Origin of the sequence: Saccharopolyspora sp. NPDC049426, from assembly GCF_040676935.1 — a bacterium.
Taxonomy (GTDB): Bacteria; Actinomycetota; Actinomycetes; order Mycobacteriales; family Pseudonocardiaceae; genus Saccharopolyspora.
Window position 1 is genome coordinate 1 of sequence record NZ_JBFAPZ010000029.1, and the last position, 20,874, is coordinate 20,874.

19 protein-coding genes and 2 pseudogenes are annotated in these 20,874 nt (G+C 65.6%); 8 read left to right on the forward strand and 13 right to left on the reverse strand.

Annotated features, from left to right (window positions below; genetic code table 11):
- Window positions 1-107 (forward strand): annotated as a pseudogene (locus AB0J78_RS33140) ((2Fe-2S)-binding protein); the annotation flags it as partial.
- A gap of 135 nt (window positions 108-242) precedes the next feature.
- Here the strand turns inward: AB0J78_RS33140 and AB0J78_RS33145 are convergent.
- Window positions 243-1,016 (reverse strand): TetR/AcrR family transcriptional regulator, encoded by a 774-nt coding sequence (locus AB0J78_RS33145; RefSeq protein WP_363795976.1) that lies wholly within the window; start codon window positions 1,014-1,016, stop codon window positions 243-245.
- Window positions 1,017-2,390: 1,374 nt separating this feature from the next.
- On the opposite strand from AB0J78_RS33145, the gene AB0J78_RS33150 reads away from it, so the two are divergent.
- On the forward strand, window positions 2,391-3,143 hold the full coding sequence (locus AB0J78_RS33150) for a hypothetical protein (RefSeq protein WP_363795978.1): 753 nt from the start codon (window positions 2,391-2,393) through the stop codon (window positions 3,141-3,143).
- Window positions 3,144-3,195: 52 nt separating this feature from the next.
- Here the strand turns inward: AB0J78_RS33150 and AB0J78_RS33155 are convergent, their stop codons facing one another.
- Window positions 3,196-3,429: a hypothetical protein gene (locus tag AB0J78_RS33155; RefSeq protein WP_363795980.1), complete on the reverse strand. Its 234-nt coding sequence runs from the start codon at window positions 3,427-3,429 to the stop codon at window positions 3,196-3,198.
- Between the two features lie 953 nt (window positions 3,430-4,382).
- Here AB0J78_RS33155 and AB0J78_RS33160 point away from each other — a divergent pair.
- Complete coding sequence (locus tag AB0J78_RS33160; protein WP_363795982.1) at window positions 4,383-5,252, forward strand: DDE-type integrase/transposase/recombinase; 870 nt, start codon at window positions 4,383-4,385, stop codon at window positions 5,250-5,252.
- Between the two features lie 100 nt (window positions 5,253-5,352).
- The gene (locus AB0J78_RS33165; RefSeq protein ID WP_363795984.1) at window positions 5,353-6,459 is read left to right on the forward strand and encodes an IS110 family transposase; all 1,107 of its coding nucleotides are present in this window, start codon (window positions 5,353-5,355) and stop codon (window positions 6,457-6,459) included.
- A gap of 171 nt (window positions 6,460-6,630) precedes the next feature.
- Here AB0J78_RS33165 and AB0J78_RS33170 read toward each other — a convergent pair whose 3' ends face one another.
- From AB0J78_RS33170 to AB0J78_RS33210, 9 genes are all read right to left on the reverse strand, one after another.
- Window positions 6,631-7,656, reverse strand: a complete 1,026-nt coding sequence (locus tag AB0J78_RS33170) for a zinc-binding dehydrogenase (protein WP_363795986.1) — start codon at window positions 7,654-7,656, stop codon at window positions 6,631-6,633.
- A 161-nt stretch (window positions 7,657-7,817) separates the two neighbouring features.
- Window positions 7,818-8,618, reverse strand: a complete 801-nt coding sequence (locus tag AB0J78_RS33175; RefSeq protein WP_363795988.1) for an alpha/beta fold hydrolase — start codon at window positions 8,616-8,618, stop codon at window positions 7,818-7,820.
- 70 nt (window positions 8,619-8,688) lie between these two features.
- Window positions 8,689-9,492, reverse strand: coding sequence for a CoA ester lyase (locus AB0J78_RS33180; RefSeq protein WP_363795990.1), 804 nt, complete (start codon window positions 9,490-9,492; stop codon window positions 8,689-8,691).
- Window positions 9,489-10,298, reverse strand: coding sequence for a MaoC family dehydratase N-terminal domain-containing protein (locus AB0J78_RS33185; protein ID WP_363795992.1), 810 nt, complete (start codon window positions 10,296-10,298; stop codon window positions 9,489-9,491). The genes AB0J78_RS33180 and AB0J78_RS33185 overlap by 4 nt, the downstream gene beginning before the upstream one ends.
- A gap of 117 nt (window positions 10,299-10,415) precedes the next feature.
- Window positions 10,416-11,774 carry an MFS transporter gene (locus AB0J78_RS33190; protein ID WP_363795994.1) on the reverse strand — a complete coding sequence of 453 codons (1,359 nt, stop codon included), beginning with the start codon at window positions 11,772-11,774 and terminating at the stop codon, window positions 10,416-10,418.
- Window positions 11,775-11,829: 55 nt separating this feature from the next.
- The gene (locus tag AB0J78_RS33195; protein ID WP_363795996.1) at window positions 11,830-13,308 is read right to left on the reverse strand and encodes an aldehyde dehydrogenase; all 1,479 of its coding nucleotides are present in this window, start codon (window positions 13,306-13,308) and stop codon (window positions 11,830-11,832) included.
- Window positions 13,309-13,329: 21 nt separating this feature from the next.
- On the reverse strand, window positions 13,330-13,920 hold the full coding sequence (locus tag AB0J78_RS33200) for a thiamine pyrophosphate-dependent enzyme (RefSeq protein WP_363795998.1): 591 nt from the start codon (window positions 13,918-13,920) through the stop codon (window positions 13,330-13,332).
- Complete coding sequence (locus AB0J78_RS33205) at window positions 13,920-14,387, reverse strand: phosphonopyruvate decarboxylase (RefSeq protein WP_363796000.1); 468 nt, start codon at window positions 14,385-14,387, stop codon at window positions 13,920-13,922. Before AB0J78_RS33205 ends, AB0J78_RS33200 begins: the two co-directional genes overlap by 1 nt.
- 207 nt (window positions 14,388-14,594) lie before the next feature.
- A complete protein-coding gene (locus tag AB0J78_RS33210; protein ID WP_363796002.1) occupies window positions 14,595-15,548 on the reverse strand; it encodes a LysR substrate-binding domain-containing protein in 954 nt (317 codons plus the stop codon).
- A 128-nt stretch (window positions 15,549-15,676) separates the two neighbouring features.
- Here AB0J78_RS33210 and AB0J78_RS33215 point away from each other — a divergent pair, with 128 nt between their 5' ends.
- From AB0J78_RS33215 to AB0J78_RS33230, 4 genes are all read left to right on the forward strand, one after another.
- Window positions 15,677-16,861 carry a CaiB/BaiF CoA-transferase family protein gene (locus tag AB0J78_RS33215; RefSeq protein WP_363796004.1) on the forward strand — a complete coding sequence of 395 codons (1,185 nt, stop codon included), beginning with the start codon at window positions 15,677-15,679 and terminating at the stop codon, window positions 16,859-16,861.
- A 30-nt stretch (window positions 16,862-16,891) separates the two neighbouring features.
- Window positions 16,892-18,058: an acyl-CoA dehydrogenase family protein gene (locus tag AB0J78_RS33220; RefSeq protein WP_363796006.1), complete on the forward strand. Its 1,167-nt coding sequence runs from the start codon at window positions 16,892-16,894 to the stop codon at window positions 18,056-18,058.
- Window positions 18,059-18,181: 123 nt separating this feature from the next.
- On the forward strand, window positions 18,182-18,964 hold the full coding sequence (locus tag AB0J78_RS33225) for an electron transfer flavoprotein subunit beta/FixA family protein (RefSeq protein WP_363796008.1): 783 nt from the start codon (window positions 18,182-18,184) through the stop codon (window positions 18,962-18,964).
- A 30-nt stretch (window positions 18,965-18,994) separates the two neighbouring features.
- The gene (locus AB0J78_RS33230) at window positions 18,995-19,945 is read left to right on the forward strand and encodes an electron transfer flavoprotein subunit alpha/FixB family protein (RefSeq protein WP_363796010.1); all 951 of its coding nucleotides are present in this window, start codon (window positions 18,995-18,997) and stop codon (window positions 19,943-19,945) included.
- Between the two features lie 542 nt (window positions 19,946-20,487).
- Here AB0J78_RS33230 and AB0J78_RS33235 read toward each other — a convergent pair.
- The gene (locus AB0J78_RS33235; protein WP_363796012.1) at window positions 20,488-20,697 is read right to left on the reverse strand and encodes a hypothetical protein; all 210 of its coding nucleotides are present in this window, start codon (window positions 20,695-20,697) and stop codon (window positions 20,488-20,490) included.
- Window positions 20,698-20,742: 45 nt separating this feature from the next.
- Window positions 20,743-20,874, reverse strand: a pseudogene (locus AB0J78_RS33240) (NAD-dependent malic enzyme); the annotation flags it as partial.

The following is a 20,874-nucleotide window of genomic DNA, read 5'->3' on the forward strand; positions in this document are numbered from 1 at the left end:
CCAGCGAGCCGACCGACGCGGACATCGACAAGATCGAGAACGTCTGCCGCTGCGGCACCTACGGCCGGATCCGCCAGGCGATCAAGCAGGCCGCCCAGAACATGTGAGCCCGTGGCCGGGCTGGGACCGCTCCGCCCGGCCACTCCACTCCCACAACTCGCCGAACGACGCGCTCCCAGCGGGCTCCCACCCTCGAACGAACTCCCCGGGACGCACCACCAGCCACAAGCAGTCGGGCTGACCTACTTGCCCTTCGAGGGCGCGCGCTTGGCCGACCCCTTCGACCGAGCACCCCCCTCGCCTCGTGATGAGGCCTTGCTCTGCTCTCGCAGCAGGTCCTCGAATCCACACACCAACCGCTTCAGACCGAACTTGAAGTCCTCATCGCTCGTCCCGGAGAGCGAATGATGATCGATGAGACTCGACAGAACCGGCATCCCCGACCAATCCGCCATCTGGCGCTGACGGGCCGGATCGATCGTCGGCGCGTTCGCCAGATGAAGGATGCGATCGTTGATGATCACCCCTCGCACGTACACAGCGATGGTGTTGTAGGTCTTCAGCGCGTTCTCCGAGGTGAACCCGTCCGCGATGAGCTTCTCCAGGACGGACTCGATCAACTCCAGGATGCGATGCGCGGTATCGCGGCCGAAGGTCGACGTGCGGGTGTACAACAGGTCGCTCAGGAACTCATCCTCGCGACAAATCGCCCTCGCCGTGCAGAAGTACTCGACCAGCATCTCCTGCCAACTCTGATCCGCGCGAACCGCAGGCATGCGGGACACGAACTCCTCCGCCGCCACATCGGTCATCGCATCGAGCAGGTCGTCCTTCTTGCGGAAGTGCCAGTAAATGCTGGTCACACCAACATCGAGGTGCTCCGCCAGGACCGGCATGCTCAGGTCATCGAGCGAACTGCGTCGTGCCACCTCGAAGGCCCCGGCAAGGATGTCCTCAGGCTTGATCGAGCCACGACGACGACGCTTCCGCGTCTCCTTCGCATCACTCGTCGACATGCCGCCTGCCTCCTTAGCCCGAGCCTCGAACGCATACCCGCCGATCCATCCAGGGCACCCACAAGCCCTACACCCAGCGATGGAACAGCACTACTGTAAAAGACTACAGCAACCGTCACGACCAGGTTCGACGCCGCAAAGTCGACCGCATCCTCAACCGCCACCTCATCGCACGGCGGGCGCTCCGCACTTCAAAATGGCGATCACATTGCTCGACGCAGCGGAACCGCTGCACCACTCTGACCTCACGAAACGCTCCCGGCACACCGATACGCGACGCAGTCGCCGGACACGCGACTCAGAAAACCCCCAGGAGATGACACTGCAGCGCAAACCGAATCCGATTCCTGAACCACCCATTACCGATATGTGCTGAAATATCGTTCACCTCAACGCCTTTCGCGCCATTTCCGAGGAAACGGCGACCATTACGGAAAAGGGGATACGCCAGGACGGCGGATGCGCTACGAGACCCGTACGTGCTCAGCATGAACACGGGCATGGGGGGTGGCCGCCAGCGTGGTGAGTGTGAGCCGCAGGCCGGCCACCACGCGGGATCAAGCCGCAGCGCTTCGGGCGGTGCGTCGTCGGTCGAGCACTCGCACTCGAATGGGGGAGCGCGGAAGTCGCAGCAAGCTCAGTACTGCGCCACATCAACCTGTCTGCGGGCGGACACGTCGGCTGGTGCGCGCTTCAACGACACAGGTACCGATCACAACAAGCACGCTGGCTGCTGCGCGACGACGCCGTCACGCCCTGAACCACCTCGCTCGCCTGCTGTGGTGGTCTAGGGCCAGCGACCCGCAAACACCAGCCTCCTCATTCTCGATCACATCCATCAGCACCGACGGAGTGTGTGAATCCGGTTGGGCGCAAACCACTCCGTACTACTGCCACCGGACCTGCGAACTCAGCCGAACCCGCCGTTGACGGAAGCCATTCAGACAGCGGCAATATCTGACGTTGCCACGTGCATCTGACAAGCGACGGAACGCATCACCAGGCGCAGGCAGCCTTCCTGGCCAACGACTTCATCAACGACCCTGCACATCACCGGTGGTGACCGTAGGCCTAGCGGGTTTTCTCCGAGGGTGCGTACACCTCCGAACGAACCGATACCCGACACCGGCGATCCGTTCGCGTTCTCCCTGCTATCACCTGCTCAATGGCCAGGTGACGCGCCTGAGCAGACGGAATCGTGTCACTAGGAACTCTCGGCTCGCAGACTAGCTTGCAACGATGGGTCGCACCCGTGGATGATCAACGTTGGAATCGCTAATGTGATTCCACAACACCTAAGCGACCCGCAGTCCGCGGTCCAACCACACGGCTGTGCGGCATCACCAGGACACCAAGAAACGGACGGAGCATGCGGTGGCTGACGAGGTGACCGAGTTACCGAAGGTCCTGTCGACACAAGGTGAACAACACCAGGAAACCGGCTACATCAAGGCCTCCGACGAGGACGTCGACCTCTACGTCGACCGCGTCACCGACGAAGTCCTGGCCTGCCGCGAACGCGGCCGCCACCTGTTCCCGACCATCCGACAGGCCGGGATCCACTTCTCCGAGGTCGACTCCGACGGCCTGTTCATCCGCCGGCTGACCTGCACCTGCTGCGAACTGGCCGTCAAGGTGGAGAAGTGGGAAGGCACCCGGCAGCGCGGCCGCACCCGCTTTAACCGCGTCGACTCCCAGCTGGAGTACCGCACCGGCCAAGACGGACAGACCTACCTCTCCCCCACCGGACGCGGCCGCATGACCCCCCGCCAGATCGGCGACTCCGAGGTCGGGCATGGAGGCTTCGATGCGCCCGGCGTCGAGGTAGGGCCGCAGGAGTTGCAGGAGTTTGCGGTATTCGTCGGCGGCGAGGTCGATTTCCACGCGCATCTGGTCGATGTTGATCTCGTGGGTTTCGACGTCGTGCTCGGTGCCGCTGATGTCGCAGTATCGGATCTGGCGGGTGCCCATGCGAACCGACTGAGCGTGGTCGTCTTATCGACGACGCGCTGGGAAAGTTCCTGCTCCTCTTCACCACGCTTGGTCATCCCGGTGATCTCTTCAGGCGGCTTGGCCGGCGCCCCTTCCGCAGGCGCGGCCTCGGCACCATCTGTATCGACGGGTTGAACTTCGTCATCACCAGCGGCTTCCGAAGCCAGCCCGGCCATCGCCACGCCCATCATACCGACGCCGGTGGCGATGCCGTCGAGACCACGTTGAGCGGGACCCCGGCAACCGCGCCCGCACCGGTCGCATCCAGCACGACGCCCGCTGCGCTGACCGCGGTCAGTGCAGCACCGCCGGCCAATCCCAGAACCATCTCGGGATGATGGATCGCGGCATTGCCCAGGGACGCAAGGCCATTGACGGCCGTTCCTGCAGCGTTGCCGATCGCCTCTCCCGCTTGTTCCACGAAGTGGCCCGTCCTCATGGGCGAGCCGATTGCACACCCGTCGAGGGGCAGCCGAGGGTCGGGCCACGGTTCGGCCGTGCCGAAATAGCGACTGCAGTTAACCGGTACGCCCCAGCACCGCTACACGGCATCTACCGCCGAGAAGTGCCTCCCACCTCCCCTGCCTGGAACGACCGCGCGCGTCCCAGGCACGCTTAAGCCACGATAAAACCTACCCGCTCAACGAAATCGCTTCGGATGGCGGGAGATCGGTGGCGCGGCGAGTTCGATGGAGTCCAGCCGGAGCTCGCGGGTCAGCGATTGGTCGCCGTATCCACGCAACGACGCACGGATCCGCGCCCCGCTCGGCCATCAAGAGATGTTCCCGCCGACCCGACCTCAACCAGGAGCGGATCTCAAGGTCATCTTTCGGGGATCGCCCCCGTCAGCCGGATTGATCGTTTACGGTAAGTCTTGCTCTGCTCTAGCGACAACACAGCTCAGATGGACGATGCCCAGGCCGGCGACGGTCAGGTCCGGAATTGTCTGGCAGCCAACGCCACCAATGGTCCAAGCAGGCCCTCTCCAAGTGCCGTGCCATGGTCTCCGAGCTCCAGCCCAGCACCAGCATCAGATCGCCAGTGTCTCCCCCGGCGGCCTTCCATTCATGAGCGCAGGTGTGGCGCCAGCGGTGGGCGTGCAGAATTTTGATGCTTTCCAAGATCAAAAACAGACATTTCAAAACTCCGTAGTCAAGGTGTCCATGAGCGGCGCGCTTGACTCCGGGAAGCGAAACAAGAACAAAAAAGAGGGCTTCCACAGGCCCTGACCTGCGGAAACCCTCTCACCGGTCGGGACGGCGGTGTGTGGTTTCAGGACATCGGAATGGGGTGTCTCACGTCATCGGAATGGGATGTCTTGGGTCATCGGCATGGCGTGGCTGGTGGTGTGGGTGGTGTGCGTGATGCTGGTCGATGTCGAAGCGCCGTTTGGTCATCACGGCCGTGCTGGCCGGTTCGTCGCAGTCGGAGGTGGCCCGGACCTACGGGGTTTCGCAGGGCTGGATCAGCCGCTTGATGGCCCGCTACCACCGAGAGGGCGAGGCAGCGTTCGAACCCCGTTCACGACGGCCTCACCACTCGCCGAACGCGATCGGCCCGGACACGGTCGAGCTGGTGTTATCCCTGCGCAAACACCTCACCGAGGCCGGCCACGACGCCGGAGCCGACACCATCGGCTGGCACCTGACCCATCACCACCAGGTGCGGGTCTCCCGGGCCACGATCCACCGGATCCTGACCACCCACGCCGCGGTGACACCCGAACCGAGCAAACGGCCCAAGAGTTCCTACATCCGATTCGAAGCCTCACAGCCCAACGAAACATGGCAGTCGGATTTCACCCATCACCGGCTGGCCGATGGCCGGGACGCCGAGATCCTGACCTGGCTTGATGACCATTCCCGCTACGCCCTGCACATCGGCGCCCACATCCGCATCACCGGGCCGATCGTGCTCACGGCGTTCCGCGAAACCACTGCGGCACACGGATTCCCAGCCTCAGTGCTGACCGATAACGGGATGGTGTTCACCACACGGCTCTCCGGCGGGCGCGGCGGCCGCAACCACCTCGAATACGAACTCCGACGGCACGACATCGTGCAGAAAAACTCCCGACCGCACCATCCCACCACCTGCGGCAAAGTCTGTGAAGACTGGTGTCGGTGTTGCGCCTGGGGCCGGTCTGACCCCGGCCAAGGTATGACCATGGTGTCCTGCGTTCGATTTGTCGGCCGGCCCTGGCGCAGCACCGCGGCCTGCACCGGCCAGACGGATCTGACCTGATAGGAGCTTGGACCAGAAGCCCCGTCACAGACTTGTCGCTCCGCCCAGCCGGTTCGGGCCCCGTCCGTCAGATCGGGCCTCACGGAGGAGCGAACCCAGCATGACAACTCAAGCGGCGATTGTCTTCGGTGGCGTCGACACCCATAAGAACACGCATTATGCGGCCGCCATCGACGAGCACGGCCGGCTACTCGGCCACCACGAGTTCCCGGCAAACGACCACGGCTACCAGGCACTTCTCACCTGGATGCGATCACAGGGCCAGATCCGCGCAATCGGGGTGGAAAGCACCGGTTCGTTCGGTGCGACCCTCACCCGCGCACTCACCGCGGCCGGCCAGCGCGTCGTTGAAGTCAACCGGCCAAACCGCCTCGCGCGGCGAATGGACGGTAAATCCGACCAACTCGATGCCGAACAGATCGCGCGTGCGGTCCTCGGCCAGACCTCCACGGCCATTCCCAAGACCAAATCCGGTGCAGTCGAGGTGATCCGCACCCTGCGAGTGACCCGCGCCGGCGCGGTCAAGGCCCGCACCCAGGCGTTCAACACGCTCTGGGGAGTCATGATCGGCGCGCCCTCCCCCCTTCGCGACGAGTTGGTTGTGTTGACCAAACGCACGCTGGTCAACCGCTGCTTGCGGCTTCGCCCCGAGACCGACAACCTGGTCGCACTCCACGACGATCCCGCTCGCATGCTCATGGCCGGAGTCAAAAGCGCCCTACGTGACCTCGCCCGCCGCTGGAAGGCGCTCGACGAGGAAATCAAAAGGCTGAATCGGCAGCTCGAAGCACTCGTGCAAGCGGCCGCGCCAGCACTGATCGAGCTCCACGGAGTCAGCACCGAACTCGCCGGCCAGTTCCTCGTTACCGCAGGCGACAACGCCTCGCGCATCCATAACGAAGCCGCCTTCGCCAAACTCTGCGGTGTCGCGCCACAACCGGCCAGCAGCGGCAGGACAACCGGCCGCCATCGCCTCAGCCGAAGCGGCGACCGGGCCGCCAACAGCGCCCTCTACATCATCACCATTGTCCGGTTACGACGCCACCAACCCACCCGCGACTACGTCGATCGCCGCACCGCCGAAGGCCTCAGCAAACGCGAGATCATCCGCTGCCTCAAGCGCTACATCGCCCGCGAGATCTACGCAAACCTCCCACGACCCGAAACTGACACACGCTCACCAGCCGTCGCTGCGACCGCAGCTTGACAAACATAGGAGCATCTGTGATGCCGAAGAGGTCGGGAATGCGTACTCCGCCGCCTTCGGCCCAGCCGTGAGCACGGATGAGCGCGAGGTCGCCCTCAGTTGTTCCCGTTGCGTTGGGGACCCTGGCGTAAGAGGGTCAAGTGCTTGCTTGTTTTGTGGAGACTAATGGTCCTATAGTTCGTCTCCATTAGTCATTTCGACCTGCAGCTCAGCAGCACCTGCCGCCAGGACGAACCCGACTTTGGCTGCGCCGCCGCCGTGGTCTCGAGCCAGTTGCATGGCCATCGGCGCCTCGTCGAGTTCGTGCATGCTGGTCAGGCAGTGATCGACTTCGATGTCACCGCTGACGATGCGCTCGACCGCGGCTCGGAATGATGCGAGCCCGGACTCGGCCTGCGTCTTGCTGATCCACTCCACGGTGAGCGACTTCCGGAAGCACCGCTCCACAGGAAACGGGGAGCTCCCCCGCCGCTCGGGATAGCCGAAGAGACCGACCGTGCCCTTCTCGCGCACCGCTTCCACCGCTTCGGCCCGGCACGCGTCGTAGCCTGCGGCTTCGATGACGAGATCCGCGCCGAATCCACCCGTGAGCTCGTGAACAGCATCGACAACGGATCCACAAGGCGCGAGCACGGTCTCTGTCGCACCGAATTGCTTCGCCGCTGCGAGGCGCTCGCGGTTGCGATCGGACACCACGACAGCTTCACATCCCAGCCGAATCACCTGCTGCAGGAAGAACAACCCAGCCGAGCCCGCACCGATGACCGCGGCGACGCGTGGACGTTCCCGACGGCCGATGAACTTCTTCATCGCGAAGATGGTCGTTCCGAGCTGCTGCGCGAGGAGCATCCTCCTCAGGTCCGCGCCAGGCGCGAGCTGCACGAGCTGGCTCTCGTCCACCACTTGAAACTCCGCGAAGCACCCGCCGCGGTCACCGGCGGGAACTGTCAGGACAGCAGTGCCGGGCGGGAAGCGCTCCGACTCTCCACCAACCACGACACCGACGCCCTCGTGCCCGGGGTACCCAGGTTTGCCGAGGCGGTCCGGATTGTGCATCTCGTCGAAAACGATATGCACGTCGGACCCGCAGATTGACGCGAAATGCATTTCCACGAGGACTTGCCCCGCACCCGGCTCCGGGATCGCGACGTGCGACACCTCGACCACACCCGGCTTCGACAGACGCGCTGCACGCATGTCCCATCTCCGTCCACATCTCACTTGGGCACCCGACGAGCTCATCCATCGTCGGTCGAGGCCGGCGACGGGACAACAGAAAGCCATCATGGTGCATGCACGCGCGGAGTCCCGTACGGGCACCGCCCCGCTGGCGCGATCGGATCGGCATTCGCTCTGAGTTAGTCCGCCAGGAACTCAGCGACCACGGTGCTCGCCTCGGGGCGGCATTCCTGGAAGTAGGCGTGCCGCGCGCCGGGAAACACCTGCGAGCGCACGTTGGGGATGCGGGACTCGAGCAACGGAACGTTGGCGCACGGCGTGAGGCGGTCAGCATCACCGTGCAGCACCAAGGTCGGTGCTTCGATCCGCTCAAGGGCCTCCCACGCGTTGTGCTCGTTGCTGGCCACGAGATGGCGGCGACGCGCATAGCCAGGCATCTCCGAATCGCCGAGCACGGTGTGCGGGCCTGGATTCGACGCGAGCCACTCCGGGTTGAACATCATCGACAGGAGCGACTCCCGCACTGCACTCGCGTCGGCTCGGGCGAGTTCTCGCCGGGCGGAAGCATCGCGCTCCACAGCCTTCGGCCCGCCTGGCGAGGTGCAACCGAGTACGAGGCGACCAACCCGATCCGGATGACGAATCGCAAGCCACTGCGCCACCCGCCCGCCCATCGACGTCCCGTACACATCGGCCCGGGAGATGTCGAGGTGATCCAGCACGGCGATCACGTCATCGGCGAAGTCCCGCGTCGAGTAGTGCTCGTCGGGCTTGTCGCTGTCGCCGCTGCCCCGGTAATCGACCGTGATCGTGGTGTGCGTGGGGTGGAAATCCGCACGTACGCCATCCCACCAGTGGTGGTTGTTGGCTTGCCCTGCCAGCAGCACCAACGGTCGCCCGGTCCCCTCGCACTGGTAAGCCAGGACGGTTCCGTCCTGCGCCCGAGCACGGGCAGCCCGCCGGTCACTCGTTCCGAACATTCGGCTCCCCCCGCACACCTTTCATCGCGCCACCTCGAGACGGCTGCCGCGACCATTCCCTAGCGCCACCTCACGTGCCGAGTATTCGATGAGCGCGTTCCACCAACGGTTTGTCGATCATCTGCCCGTTCATGCGGGTGACCGATTCACCGGCCTCGACAACGGCTCGGGCCCATTCCCGCTCGCTCTCGGACGGGGCGAACCCGTCCGCCACGACCGGGACCTGGCTCGGGTGGATGCACAGCTTGCCGGTGAAGCCGAGGCGGTGGGCGTGCTTGACATCCGCGCTCAGGGCCGCGGTGTCCTCGATCGAGATCGTCACGCCGTCGACGGGTGGGGCCAGTTTGGCTGCGGCTGAGGCGGTGACCAGCTTGGACCGCGCGTACGTCATCGCCAGGTGGTCGTCGGGTGCGACGCCGACCTCGGCTCCGAAGTCGGCGTTGCCGAAGGCCAAGCGGACGACTCCGGCGGTGGCGCACACCTCGCTGGCGCGCTCGATTCCGGCGGCGGTCTCGACCAACGCCACCAGGTCGCACTTTCCTCCGGTGCGGCGCCCGAGGTCGGCCAGCGCGGCAACGGAATCGGCCTTGGGCACCATGATCGGGCAACCGTGTCGCATCGCGGTGTCGAGATCGGCCTCGAACCAGGGCGTTCCGAAAGGATTGATGCGCACCAGGGCGGCGTTTCCCTGCTCCAGCCATTCCGAGACGTAGCCGCGCGCACGGTCCTTGTCATCGACGGCGACGGCGTCTTCGAGATCGACGATCACGACGTCGGCGCCTGAAGCGGTGGCCTTGTCGAAACGGTCGGGCCGGTGGCCGGGCACGAACAGGAAACTGCGGGCCGTGGCGATCTGATCGCGGGTCAGCCTCACGCGAACGTCACCTCCGCGGTCGCGTGCCGGGCATCCCGGTGCGTCGCGACCTGCAACACCGCCCCATCGACTGCAGGGTTTCCGGACGCCACGATGTGTTCCCCTGCGAAAATGGGGCTGCGCAGCCGGAACGACAGCGACCGCACTCGTCGCGGTTCGTTGCGCCGAACCAGCTCCAGCATCAGCACCGCCAGCAGCGGGCCGTGCACGACCAGCCCCGGGTAGCCCTCCTCGTCCCGCACGTACGGACTGTCGTAGTGGATGCGATGCGCGTTGGCGGTCAACGCGCTGAACCGGAACAGCGATGCCGGATCAGGCTGCGCAGTCAGCTGCCAGTCCCCGTCCGATTGCGGCGTCGCCGACGTGTCCACCACAGCGGGATGATCCCCCGCGCTCTTCCCGGACCGGTACACGATGTCCTGCTCCTCGACCAGACACGTGCGACCGTGCTGGCGGAACTCGTTGCGCTGGGTCACGAACACCATCTCACCGGTCCGCCCCTGCTTGACCGCGACGTTGGCGATGCTGCTGGTCCGCTCGGTGCGTTCCCCGATGCTCAGCGGCTCGGCGATCTCGCAACGGCCGCCGGCGAACATGCGCTGCCGGTGCGGGATCGGCGGCAAGAAGTGCCCGTCTCGTGGGTGACCGTCCTCGCCCAGCTCGTCCTGGTTCGGCCAGCGCAGGAAGTGGAGCCAGTGCCACAGCGGAGGCAACGGCTCTCCCGCTCCGGCAACGGGTTTCGACTGGTTCAGCACAGCCGACAACGCCGCGACCGGTGCCGCCGACAGCACCTCCTCGTCGGTCACCGGACTCGGATCCCACGAATCCACGTAAGTTCCCAGCAGAATCGAACCGGTTGGCATGCGACCTCCACATCGTTGATCGGCGGGCGTGCGCTGCGGCGCACGCCCGCCGATGCGGAATCATTTTTCCGACTGAGCCTGAGTCAGCTCACGCTCTTCGGGCACCGAATCGATGTCGTCCAGGTGCGACTGCTTGGACGGCTCACGCACGAGCAACGTCGCGATGAACGTCAAGGCGATGCACCCTGTGACGTACCAGAAGAAGGCGCCTTCGACACCGGCCTTCTTCAATGTCAGGGCGATCGACTCGGTCATGCCGCCGAACGTGGCGGTGATCAATGCGTGGCACAACCCCACTCCCAGCGCGCGGACCTTGGTCGGGAACATTTCGGCCTTGATGATCGACGACAGCGCCGAGTATCCGGACACGAAAGTCAGCCCGAGGACCATCAGCAGGAACGCCACGATGGGGCTGCTGGTGTGCCCGAGCACGGTCATGAGCGGCACGGTGAGCACCATCAGACCGATCGAGAAGCCGAACATGACAGGGCGCCGCCCGATGCGGTCCGACAACGCGCCGACCAACGGCTGCAACACCATGAAGACCAGCAAGGCGCAGAAGTTGATGATCGCTGCGGTCGGCTTCGGAATTCCTGCGGTGTTCACCAGGTACTTCTGCAGGTAGGTGGTGAAGGTGTAGAAGGCGACCGTGCCGCCGACGGTGAACCCGAGAACTGCGATCACCTGGAGCGGGTACTCGGTGATCAGGGCGAGCAGGCCCCGTCGTTCCTTGCTCGCCTCAGGAGTGGCCCTGCGGGCCTTGTCCTGCTTGTAGTGCTCGGATTCTTCCATGGTCCGGCGCAGGTACATCACGACCAGGCCGGCGACCGCGCCGACGGCGAACGGGATGCGCCAGCCCCAGGCGGCCATCTGCTGGTCGTCCAGCACCGACTGCAGCGCGATCATCAGGGCCAAGGCGGAGAGCTGGCCGAGTGTGATGGACACGTAGTTGAAGCTTGAGTAGAAACCCCGTCGGCCGCTGGGTGCGATCTCGGAGAGATACGACGCGCTGGAGCCGAATTCGCCGCCGACGGACAGACCCTGCGCGAGTCGCGCCACGACGAGCAGGATCGGCGCCATGAGGCCGATGCTCTCGTAGCTGGGGGTGACCGCGATGGTCAATGATCCGGCGCTCATCAAGGTCACCGACAGGGTCAGTGCGGAGCGTCGGCCGAAGTGGTCGCCGTAGAGACCCAGCAGCCAGCCGCCGAGCGGGCGCATGAAGAAACCGACGGCGAACACCAGTGCCGCCGACAGCAGTTGCGCGGTCTGGTCGCCCTTCGGGAAGAACGCGGCTGCGAAGTAGATGCTGAACGAGGCGTAGACGAACCAGTCGTACCATTCGACCAGGTTGCCCAGGCAACCACGCATGATGTTGGCTGTGACACCACGTCTCGTGGGTGTGGCGTTGTGCGACATGGGAAGCTCCATTGCTCTCGCCGCTGGGGACGTTGTTGTTTCGTGGCGGGCGGTTTCAGCGCATGACGAAGGGGTTCGCGGTGGGCGCCTCGGTGTTGATCCAGACGGTCTTGTCCTCGAGGTACTCGTGGATGGCTCCGATGCCGTTCTCACGGCCGATGCCGGAGTCCTTGACGCCGCCGAACGGCGCGAGGTAGCTCACCGCCCGGTAGGTGTTGACCCACACCGTCCCGGAGCGGATGCGCTCGGACATGCGGAAGGCGCGTCCGATGTCGCCGGTCCACACTCCGGCGCCGAGGCCGTAGCGGCTGTCGTTGGCGAGGGCGGCGGCCTCCTGCTCGTCGTGGAACGGGATGACGGCCAGGACGGGGCCGAAGACTTCCTCCTGCGCGATGCGCATGTCGTTGCTGACACCGGTGAAGATCGTCGGTTCGACGAACCAGCCGCTGCCGCACTCCGGGCCGGACGCGACCTTCCCTCCCAGAGCCAGCTGTGCTCCTTCGCTCTGGGCGATGTCGATGTAGTCGAGGACCTTGGCGTGCTGGGTCGGCGTGGTGATGGGGCCGACCTGGGTCGATTCGTCCATCGGGTCGCCCATGCGGGCCGACCCCGCCAGATCGACCACGGCGCGCACGACCTCGTCGTGGATGCTGTCCTGCACCAGCAACCGCGACCCGGCGATGCAGGTCTGGCCGGTCGCGGCGAAGATCCCGGAGACCACACCGTTGACGGCCGCGTCGAGGTCTGCGTCGGCGAAAACGATGTTGGGCGATTTCCCACCCAGTTCCAGACTGACGTGCTTGAAGTCCCGAGCGGCCGACTCGTTGATCCGGCGGCCGGTGGCGTCCGACCCGGTAAAGCTGATCTTGCGCACCAGCGGGTGCTCCACCAGGGCGGAGCCGACGTCGCCACCGAATCCGGTGACGACGTTGACCACGCCCGGCGGCAGGCCGGCCTCGTGGAACAGGCGCGCGAGTTCGATCGTCGAGGCCGAGGTGAACTCCGAGGGCTTGATCACCACCGTGCATCCTGCGGCCAACGCCGGAGCAAGCTTCCACGCCAGCAGCAACAGCGGCGAGTTCCACGGCGTGATCACCGCGACGACCCCGGCCGGTTCCTTCGCCGTGTAGGTGAAGAAGCCCTTCTTGTCCATCGGAACGACGGTGCCTTCGACCTTGTCGGCCAGCCCGCCGTAGTAGTAGAACCACTGCGGCACGTACTGCAGTTGACCGTGCATCTCCGTGAAGAGCTTGCCGTTGTCGCGCACTTCGGTCTCGGCCAGCTGCCGGGCGTTATCGGCAATGACGTCACCGAGGTTGCGCAACAGCGCGCCGCGCTGGCTCGCGGTGAACTCCGACCACGGACCCGTGCGCAGAGCGCGTTCCGCTGCCTGCACTGCCGCGTCGACGTCGTGCGCGTTGCCCTTGGCGACTTCGGCCCAGGGTGCGCCGCGGTAGGGGTCGTCGGTGGTGAACCATTCGCCGCCGGTGGGCTCGTGGTGCTCCCCGTCGATGAACATCGTGTAGTGCTGCATGGGAACCTCCCTTCCTGCGCGCTAGAAGGTGGACAGGCCGAGAGCTGCGCGGAAGGTGTTCTTGTTCGCGACGCTGTCCCGGGGCGGCAGTGTTCGGGTCGGCTCGTCGGTGGCGATGAGGACCTGGGCGTAGCAGGTCGCCGATCGAGCGCGGATGCGCGAGGCGAGCTCGGCGATCTGGGTCGCCTCGGTGATCCGTGATGCCTCGTCGATGCCGAAACCCTTGGCCACGGCCACGAGATCGGTTCCGAGGCTGCTGTGGCTGGCCTGCATCCCGGTCTCGCCGAAGTGGCCGTTGTCGAGCACCACGATCGTGAGGTTGGGTGGCAGCACTGCGCCGACGCTGCCCAGGGAACCGATTCCCATCAGGTGCTCGCCGTCGCCGGTGATCGCCACGACGGATCGATCCGGCTGGGCGAGGGCGAGTCCCAGAGCCATCGGTACGGCGGCTCCCATCGCTCCCCACAGGTAGAAGTTGCCCGGGCGGTCCCCTGCGGCGAACACGTCGTAGCTCGGCGATCCGAGGCCGGACACCACGAGAACGTCGGGGATGCCCTCGATCAGGTCGGCGACGAATCGGCGCCGGTCGAGGCGCGTTTCGGTGTTGGTCATCAGTCGCGCTCCCACTTCTTGCGGCCGATCAGCTTCTGACCGAGCAGGACCGCCACCCGCTCGCCCGCTTCGAAGACCGAGTCGAGGGCGGCCTCGACGGCGTCCTCGACCTCCTCGGGTCGATCCACGCGCACGACGGTGATGCCCATGAGTTCCAGGGCCTGCTGAGTGGCGCGGGCCATGGGCCCCTGCCACGGGTTGAACTCGGCGTACTCACCGCGCATGGTCACCAGCGTCAAGAACGGGAACTGGCACATCTGCAGCAGCGAGAACATGTTCACGCAGTTGCCGACGCCGCTGCTCTGCATCAGCACCGCGCAGCGCTGTCCGCCGAGCCAGGCACCGCCGGCCACGGCGACGCCTTCCTCCTCGGTGGTCAGCACGACGTCGTGGATCGCGGGATCCTTCTGGGCCTGCGTGATGACGTGGGAGTGGCCGGCGTCGGGCACGTAGGCGACCTGCTCCACGCCGCTCTTCTTCAGGGCCGTGAAGATGGATTCCTGCCATGCAGGTGGCGATGGGTGTTCCTGGGGCATCCGATTCGACTCCGGTGCTCGGTCCGTTGGTGGCACACATCATGTGCGCTTATGCATCGGGTTGAGAAATAGAAAGCCGTGATAGCTGCATTCCTCAACGGCATCGGAGCAGCAGGTCGAAGAGGTCGGCCGACGCGGTTACTCGTGACGCACGTCGACGCCGTTTTCCGCGAGCTGCGCCGAAGGCCATCTGCCCAGGCGCACCGCGGTGTGGATGAGGTCGGTCAGCTCTCGTACGACGACTTCGACCGCTGGTGGCGTACGGCCCGCCCGTTGGGTTCCGAGCACGACCGAGCGGTACACGTCCGGCTCGCACAGCGGGGCCGCGCTCAACTCGCCCCGGGCGACGTCGGCGGCGATACCTGCTGCGGGCAGGATGGTCCAGCCGTATCCAGCCTGAACGAGCTGCTTCTGCACCCACATCGAGTTCGTCTGGACGACCGCGTTCAACTGTGACTTCGCCCGAGCGGCCGCCGCGTCGACCAACGTGCGCAACGCGTGGCCCGCGGCCGGCATCACGAGCGGATGCGTGCTGACCTCTTCGAAGGGGACGGGCCGGTCCGGGCTCAGCGCGTCCCACGGCGGCGCCACCGCCCACAAGCTCTCCTGCACCAGCGGCTGCGCGTTGAGCGAGGGCGTGCTGGGCAGGTTGTAGAGCAACGTCAGATCCAGGTCGCCCTCGTCGAGCCATTGCTGGAGATGCCCCGAATAACCGGTCATCAACCGCAGCTCGATGCCGGGGTGGTTCTGGGCGATCACTGACACCAGGGGCTCGGCCAGCAGGTCGGTCGTGCTTTCGAGCAGGCCGACGGTGACGAGTCCGGTGACCACACCGGGTGTGGGCTGCAGCTCGACGCGAGCGCGTTCAAGCTCGTTGAGCGCTCGCCGCGCGCGGTCGACCATGACCGTTCCGGCTTCAGTGGGCCGCATTCCCTGCCGGGTGCGTTCGAACAGCGGGATCCCGAGCTCCTGCTCCAGGGTGCGGATCTGCCGGGTCACGGCGGGCTGGACCAGGTGCAGCACTTCCGCGGCCCGGGTGACGCTGCCCACCTCCGCCACCGTCACAAGCGCCTTGAGCTGCTTGACGTCCACGGCCACTCCCTCCTATCCGCACCGAGCATGTCCGCATCAGAAATTGCTATTTCACGAACCATCTCATGAAAGCTCATGATGCTCCTCATGGCGCGAACGCGGAAGACCAGGCCAATGGAGGTCAGCGCATGAGTGATCTGCCGCTCGCGGGCATCACGGTGGTCAGCATCGAGCAGGCGGTGGCGGCACCGTTCGCCACTCGACAGCTCGCTGATCTGGGGGCCCGCGTGATCAAGATCGAACGCCCGGGCGGAGGTGACTTCGCGCGCCGCTACGACACCACCGTGCACGACCAGTCGAGCTATTTCGTGTGGCTGAACCGCTCGAAGGAATCCCTCACGCTGGATCTCAAGTCCGCACGGGGACGGGATGTTCTCGACGAGCTGCTCGCCGAGGCCGATGTGTTCGTGCAGAACCTGGGACCGGGTGCGGCCAGTCGGCTCGGCCTCGACGCCGCGTCGCTGTCCGAGCGGTTCCCGTCGTTGATCCCCTGCTCGGTCTCCGGCTACGGAACGGACGGACCGTGGTCCGACCGCAAGGCATACGACCTGCTCGTGCAGTGCCAGACCGGGCTGGTGTCGCTGACCGGAAACCCGGAGTCCTCGGCCCGCGTCGGCGTGTCGGTCGCCGACATCTCCGCCGGGATGTACGCGTACTCGGGAATCCTCACCGCCTTGTTCACCCGTGCGACCACCGGCGTGGCCCGGGCTGTCGAGGTTTCGCTGTTCGAGGCGCTGGCGGAATGGATGAGCCAGCCCGCGTACTACACCCGTCACAGCGGCACCCAGCCGGCGCGGTTCGGAACCCAGCACGCCACGATCGCCCCGTACGGCGCCTACACCGCAGCCGACGGCAAGGACGTGTTGTTCTCCATCCAGAACGAGCACGAATGGGTCGCTTTGTGCGAGCAGTTCCTCGAGCGCCCCGACCTCGTCGAGGATGCACGCTTCGCGACGAACTCCGACCGGGTGGCCCACCGCGAGGAGCTCAGCGCACTGGTGCGCGAGCGGTTCGCCCGCTCCGGCAGCCGCGAGGTCATGAAGATCCTGGACCAGGCGGGCATCGCCAACGCCGGCGTCAACGACGTCGCCGAGTTCCTCGAGCATCCCGTGCTGCGCGACCGGAACCGGTGGCGCGACGTGCAGATCCCCGGGGCTGTGGTGCAGGCCCTGGTCCCACCCGCGGACCTGGCCGGAATCGAACCTCGCATGGACGCCGTTCCTGACATCGGCCAGCACACCGACGACGTCCTCACCGGGCTCGGCTACACCGAGTCCGACATCGCCGGCCTGCGGGCCGACAACGTCGTCTGACGGTCCACAGAAGATCATCAAGGAGCAATCGTGAGCGCTCTCGACATCCTCTCCGAGGACGAGCAGTTCATCGTCAACACCGTGCACGACTTCGTCGACAAGGATGTGCGCCCGGTCGTCAACGAGCTCGAACACGCCAACACCTACCCCGAGGACCTCATCGAGCAGATGAAGCAGCTCGGCATCTTCGGCCTGGCCATCCCTGAGGAGTACGGCGGCACACCGGTGTCCACCCCGTGCTACGTGTTCATCACCGAAGAGCTCGCGCGTGGCTGGATGAGCCTGGCCGGTGCCATGGGCGGCCACACCGTGGTCTCCAAGCTGCTGCTGCACTTCGGCACCGAGGAGCAGAAGCGCCACTACCTGCCGAAGATGGCAACCGGGGAAATCCGGGCCACCATGGCCCTGACCGAACCGGGAGGCGGCTCCGATCTGCAGGCCATGCGCACAGTCGCACGCCGCGACGACGACGGTTACCTGATCAACGGCTCCAAGACGTGGATCACCAACGCCCGCAGGTCGCAGCTGATCGCGCTGCTGTGCAAGACCGACCCGGACGCCACTCCGACCCACAAGGGCATCTCGATCCTGCTGGTCGAACATGGCCCCGGACTGGAGGTCTCGCGCGACCTGCCCAAGCTCGGCTACAAGGGCCTCGAGAGCTGCGAATTGTCCTTCGACGACCACCGGGTCGGCGCCGATGCCGTCCTCGGCGGCACCGAAGGCCAGGGCTTCTCACAGATGATGAAGGGTCTGGAGACCGGACGACTGCAGGTCGCCGGACGCGCTCTCGGCGTCGCACGGGCCGCTCTGGAAGACTCGCTGAACTACGCCCAGGAACGCGAGTCGTTCGGCAAGCCCATCTGGAAGCACCAGTCCGTCGGCAACTACCTGGCCGACATGGCCACGTCCTTCGCCGCGGCTCGCCAGCTGACCCTGCACGCCGCCCAGGAGTACGACGCCGGACGTCGCGTGGACATGGAAGCCGGAATGGCCAAGCTCTTCGCCTCCGAAACGGCGATGGACATCGCGCTCAACGCCGTCCGCGTCCACGGCGGCTACGGCTACTCCACCGAATTCGACGTCGAACGCTACTTCCGCGACGCCCCGCTAATGATCGTCGGCGAAGGCACCAACGAGATCCAGCGCAACGTCATCGTCCGCCAACTCGTCCAACGAGGCGGCCTCAACGCCTGACAACCGCGGTATGCAGGCTCGTGACGTCACCACCTGAACACCGCAGCCCCGAAACCCCGCCACAGGGACCCGATTCCTGGAATCGCTGCCCGATAACGCACAACGAGAGAGTCTTGTTCGCTTATGAACATCGCCGTTTTGGTGAAGCAGGTGCCCGACACGTATTCCGAACGGAAGCTGTCTGCTGCGGATCACACGTTGGACCGCGAGTCGGCGGATGCCGTGTTGGATGAGATCAACGAGCGCGCCGTGGAGGAGGCGCTGTTGATCAAGGAGGCTCAGGGCGGCGAAGTGACCGTCGTGTGCATGGGCCCGGATCGCGCCACGGATGCCATCCGCAAGGCGCTGTCGATGGGTGCGGACAAGGCGGTGCACCTGTCCGACGAGGCGTTGCACGGCACCGACGCGCCGGCCACCGCCAAGGCGCTGGCGAAGGTCATCGGCACCGTTGAGGGTGTCGACCTGGTGATCGCGGGCAACGAGGCGACCGACGGTCGCTCGGGTGCGGTGCCGGCGATGGTCGCCGAGGTGCTGGGCTGGCCGCAGCTGACCTTCGCTCGCAAGGTCGCGACCGACGGTTCGTCGGTGAAGGTCGAGCGCGAGACCGACGCGGGCATCCTGACCGTCGAGTCCGGCCTGCCCGCCGTGGTCAGCGTGACGGAGAAGATCAACGAGCCGCGGTATCCGTCGTTCAAGGGCATCATGGCCGCGAAGAAGAAGCCGGTGAGCGCGCTGTCGCTGGCTGATGCGGGGATCGACGCCTCCGAGGTCGGCCTGGCAGGCGCCGGCTCCCAGGTCGTCGAGTCCGCTCCGAAGCCGCCGAAGTCCGGCGGTGTGAAGGTCACCGACGAGGGCGAAGGCGGCGTGGGCGTCGCTGAGTTCCTGGCCGGCGAAAAACTGCTCTGACACCCGACGAGGATCGAGGGAGACAACACCATGACTGAAGTTCTGGTCCTCGTTGACCACCACGCTGGCGAGGTCAAGAAGGTCACGCTGGAACTGCTCACCGCTGCCCGCCGCATCGGTTCGCCGTCGGCTGTGGTGGTGGGCGAGCCCGGCACCACAGCCAAGCTGTCCGAGGTCTTGGCTACCTACGGTGTCGAGAAGATCTACGCCGCTGAAGGAAACGGCGTCGACGACGTCCTCGTCACCCCGAAGGTCGAAGTACTCGCATCCCTGACCACTCAGACGTCACCGGCGGCGGTGCTGGTTGCCGCCTCGGTCGACGGCAAGGAGATCGCCGGTCGTCTGGCGATCCGCCTGGACACGGGTCTGCTGTCGGAGGTCGTGGACATCGACGGTGAGGGCGTGGCGTCGCACTCGCTGTTCGGTGGCACCTTTGATGCCAAGGCGAAGGTCACCAAGGGCACCCCGGTGGTCACCGTTCTGCCCGGCTCCATCGAGGCCGAGAAGGCCACTGGTGCCGCCGCGGTCGAGCAGGTCGAGGTCCCGGCCTCCTCCGGTGCCAAGATCACCGGTCGGCAGCCGGCCGAGGCCGGCGACCGCCCCGAGCTCACCGAAGCGTCCGTGGTCGTCTCGGGTGGTCGTGGTGTCGGTTCGGCCGAGTCGTTCGAGGTCGTGGAGAAGCTGGCCGACACCCTCGGTGCCGCTGTCGGCGCCTCGCGTGCCGCGGTGGACTCGGGCTACTACCCGCACCAGTTCCAGGTCGGCCAGACCGGTAAGACGGTCTCGCCACAGCTCTACATCGCCCTCGGTATTTCCGGCGCGATCCAGCACCGCGCGGGCATGCAAACCTCCAAGACCATCGTCGCGGTGAACAAGGACCCCGAGGTGCCGATCTTCGACATCGCCGACTACGGCGTCGTCGGAGACCTGTTCACCGTCGCCCCGCAGCTCACCGAAGAGATCACCACACGCAAGAACTGACCCCTGACGCGAAAAGACGGGCCGTGCTCACACGAGCGCGGCCCACTGTAGCTCGGCTGGAAGACCTCATCAGGAAGAGCCAAGCTCCCCCTAACCAACTGGCGCCACACGAACAGTCGCACGTCAGACACGCGAGCGAACGCCACCGGCAGATACCCCACACATAGTGCCGCAGACTTGCCCGAGGACACAGAGGTCTACACAGACTCCGGTTGCCAACGCAATTGACTGGTTTCTGGCCGCCGACGCGGCGGTGTAGATGGCCTAAAACTCGATCGGGGTCCAGGCGCCGACGCCTGGACCCCGATGTACCGCATCCTGAGCTACATCACCAAGGGCGCCAAACTGACGATCTAGGCACCTCACGTCCAGCCGGTAGTCATCGGCTTCTTCTAGACCGTTCAACCGCTGACCGAACGAACCCTGCATAAAAAATCGGAGACTGGTCAGTTTTCAGCAAGCCGGCCAGGCTCCACTCCCCCGTGCAGAACCAGACCGACCGAACACCAATGCCACCAAACAGGCACCTACCACGCCAAAATTCACACCTCGATCGACGTGGCTGTAGAGATCGTGACGGGTGTGCCCTGGCGGTTGAAGGGTCGTGTGCTGCGCTCAACGATCCGGCAGTCATCAACGGTCTCACCGGCGACCTGGCCTTCGACGAGGCTGAAGCCGTTGCGGCCGGCACGATCGAGCCGTTGACAGTGGCCGTTAGGGTCGCTGTTGCTGCCCCCCGGCGACAGCTTCAAGATCGCCCACGATCCAAAATGGCCTCTTGCCGATCTATAGGACCATCACGGTGCACCGGTTTGTGCGGTGGCCACACCTTCGGCACGAGCGGCCTTCGACACCGCCGCGCTGACCTCGGGGGCGACCCGCGGATCCAGCGGCGAGGGGACGATGTAGTCCGCGCTGAGGTCGTCGGC

Coding starts and splice junctions, on each gene's coding strand:
- AB0J78_RS33145 (WP_363795976.1), bottom strand. CDS start 1,016: ATGTCGACGAGTGATGCGAAGGAGACGCGGAAGCGTCGTCGTCGTGGC.
- AB0J78_RS33175 (WP_363795988.1), bottom strand. CDS start 8,618: ATGTTCGGAACGAGTGACCGGCGGGCTGCCCGTGCTCGGGCGCAGGAC.
- AB0J78_RS33190 (WP_363795994.1), bottom strand. CDS start 11,774: ATGTCGCACAACGCCACACCCACGAGACGTGGTGTCACAGCCAACATC.
- AB0J78_RS33225 (WP_363796008.1), top strand. CDS start 18,182: ATGAACATCGCCGTTTTGGTGAAGCAGGTGCCCGACACGTATTCCGAA.
- AB0J78_RS33215 (WP_363796004.1), top strand. CDS start 15,677: ATGAGTGATCTGCCGCTCGCGGGCATCACGGTGGTCAGCATCGAGCAG.
- AB0J78_RS33200 (WP_363795998.1), bottom strand. CDS start 13,920: ATGACCAACACCGAAACGCGCCTCGACCGGCGCCGATTCGTCGCCGAC.
- AB0J78_RS33230 (WP_363796010.1), top strand. CDS start 18,995: ATGACTGAAGTTCTGGTCCTCGTTGACCACCACGCTGGCGAGGTCAAG.
- AB0J78_RS33160 (WP_363795982.1), top strand. CDS start 4,383: ATGTCGAAGCGCCGTTTGGTCATCACGGCCGTGCTGGCCGGTTCGTCG.
- AB0J78_RS33165 (WP_363795984.1), top strand. CDS start 5,353: ATGACAACTCAAGCGGCGATTGTCTTCGGTGGCGTCGACACCCATAAG.
- AB0J78_RS33170 (WP_363795986.1), bottom strand. CDS start 7,656: ATGCGTGCAGCGCGTCTGTCGAAGCCGGGTGTGGTCGAGGTGTCGCAC.
- AB0J78_RS33195 (WP_363795996.1), bottom strand. CDS start 13,308: ATGCAGCACTACACGATGTTCATCGACGGGGAGCACCACGAGCCCACC.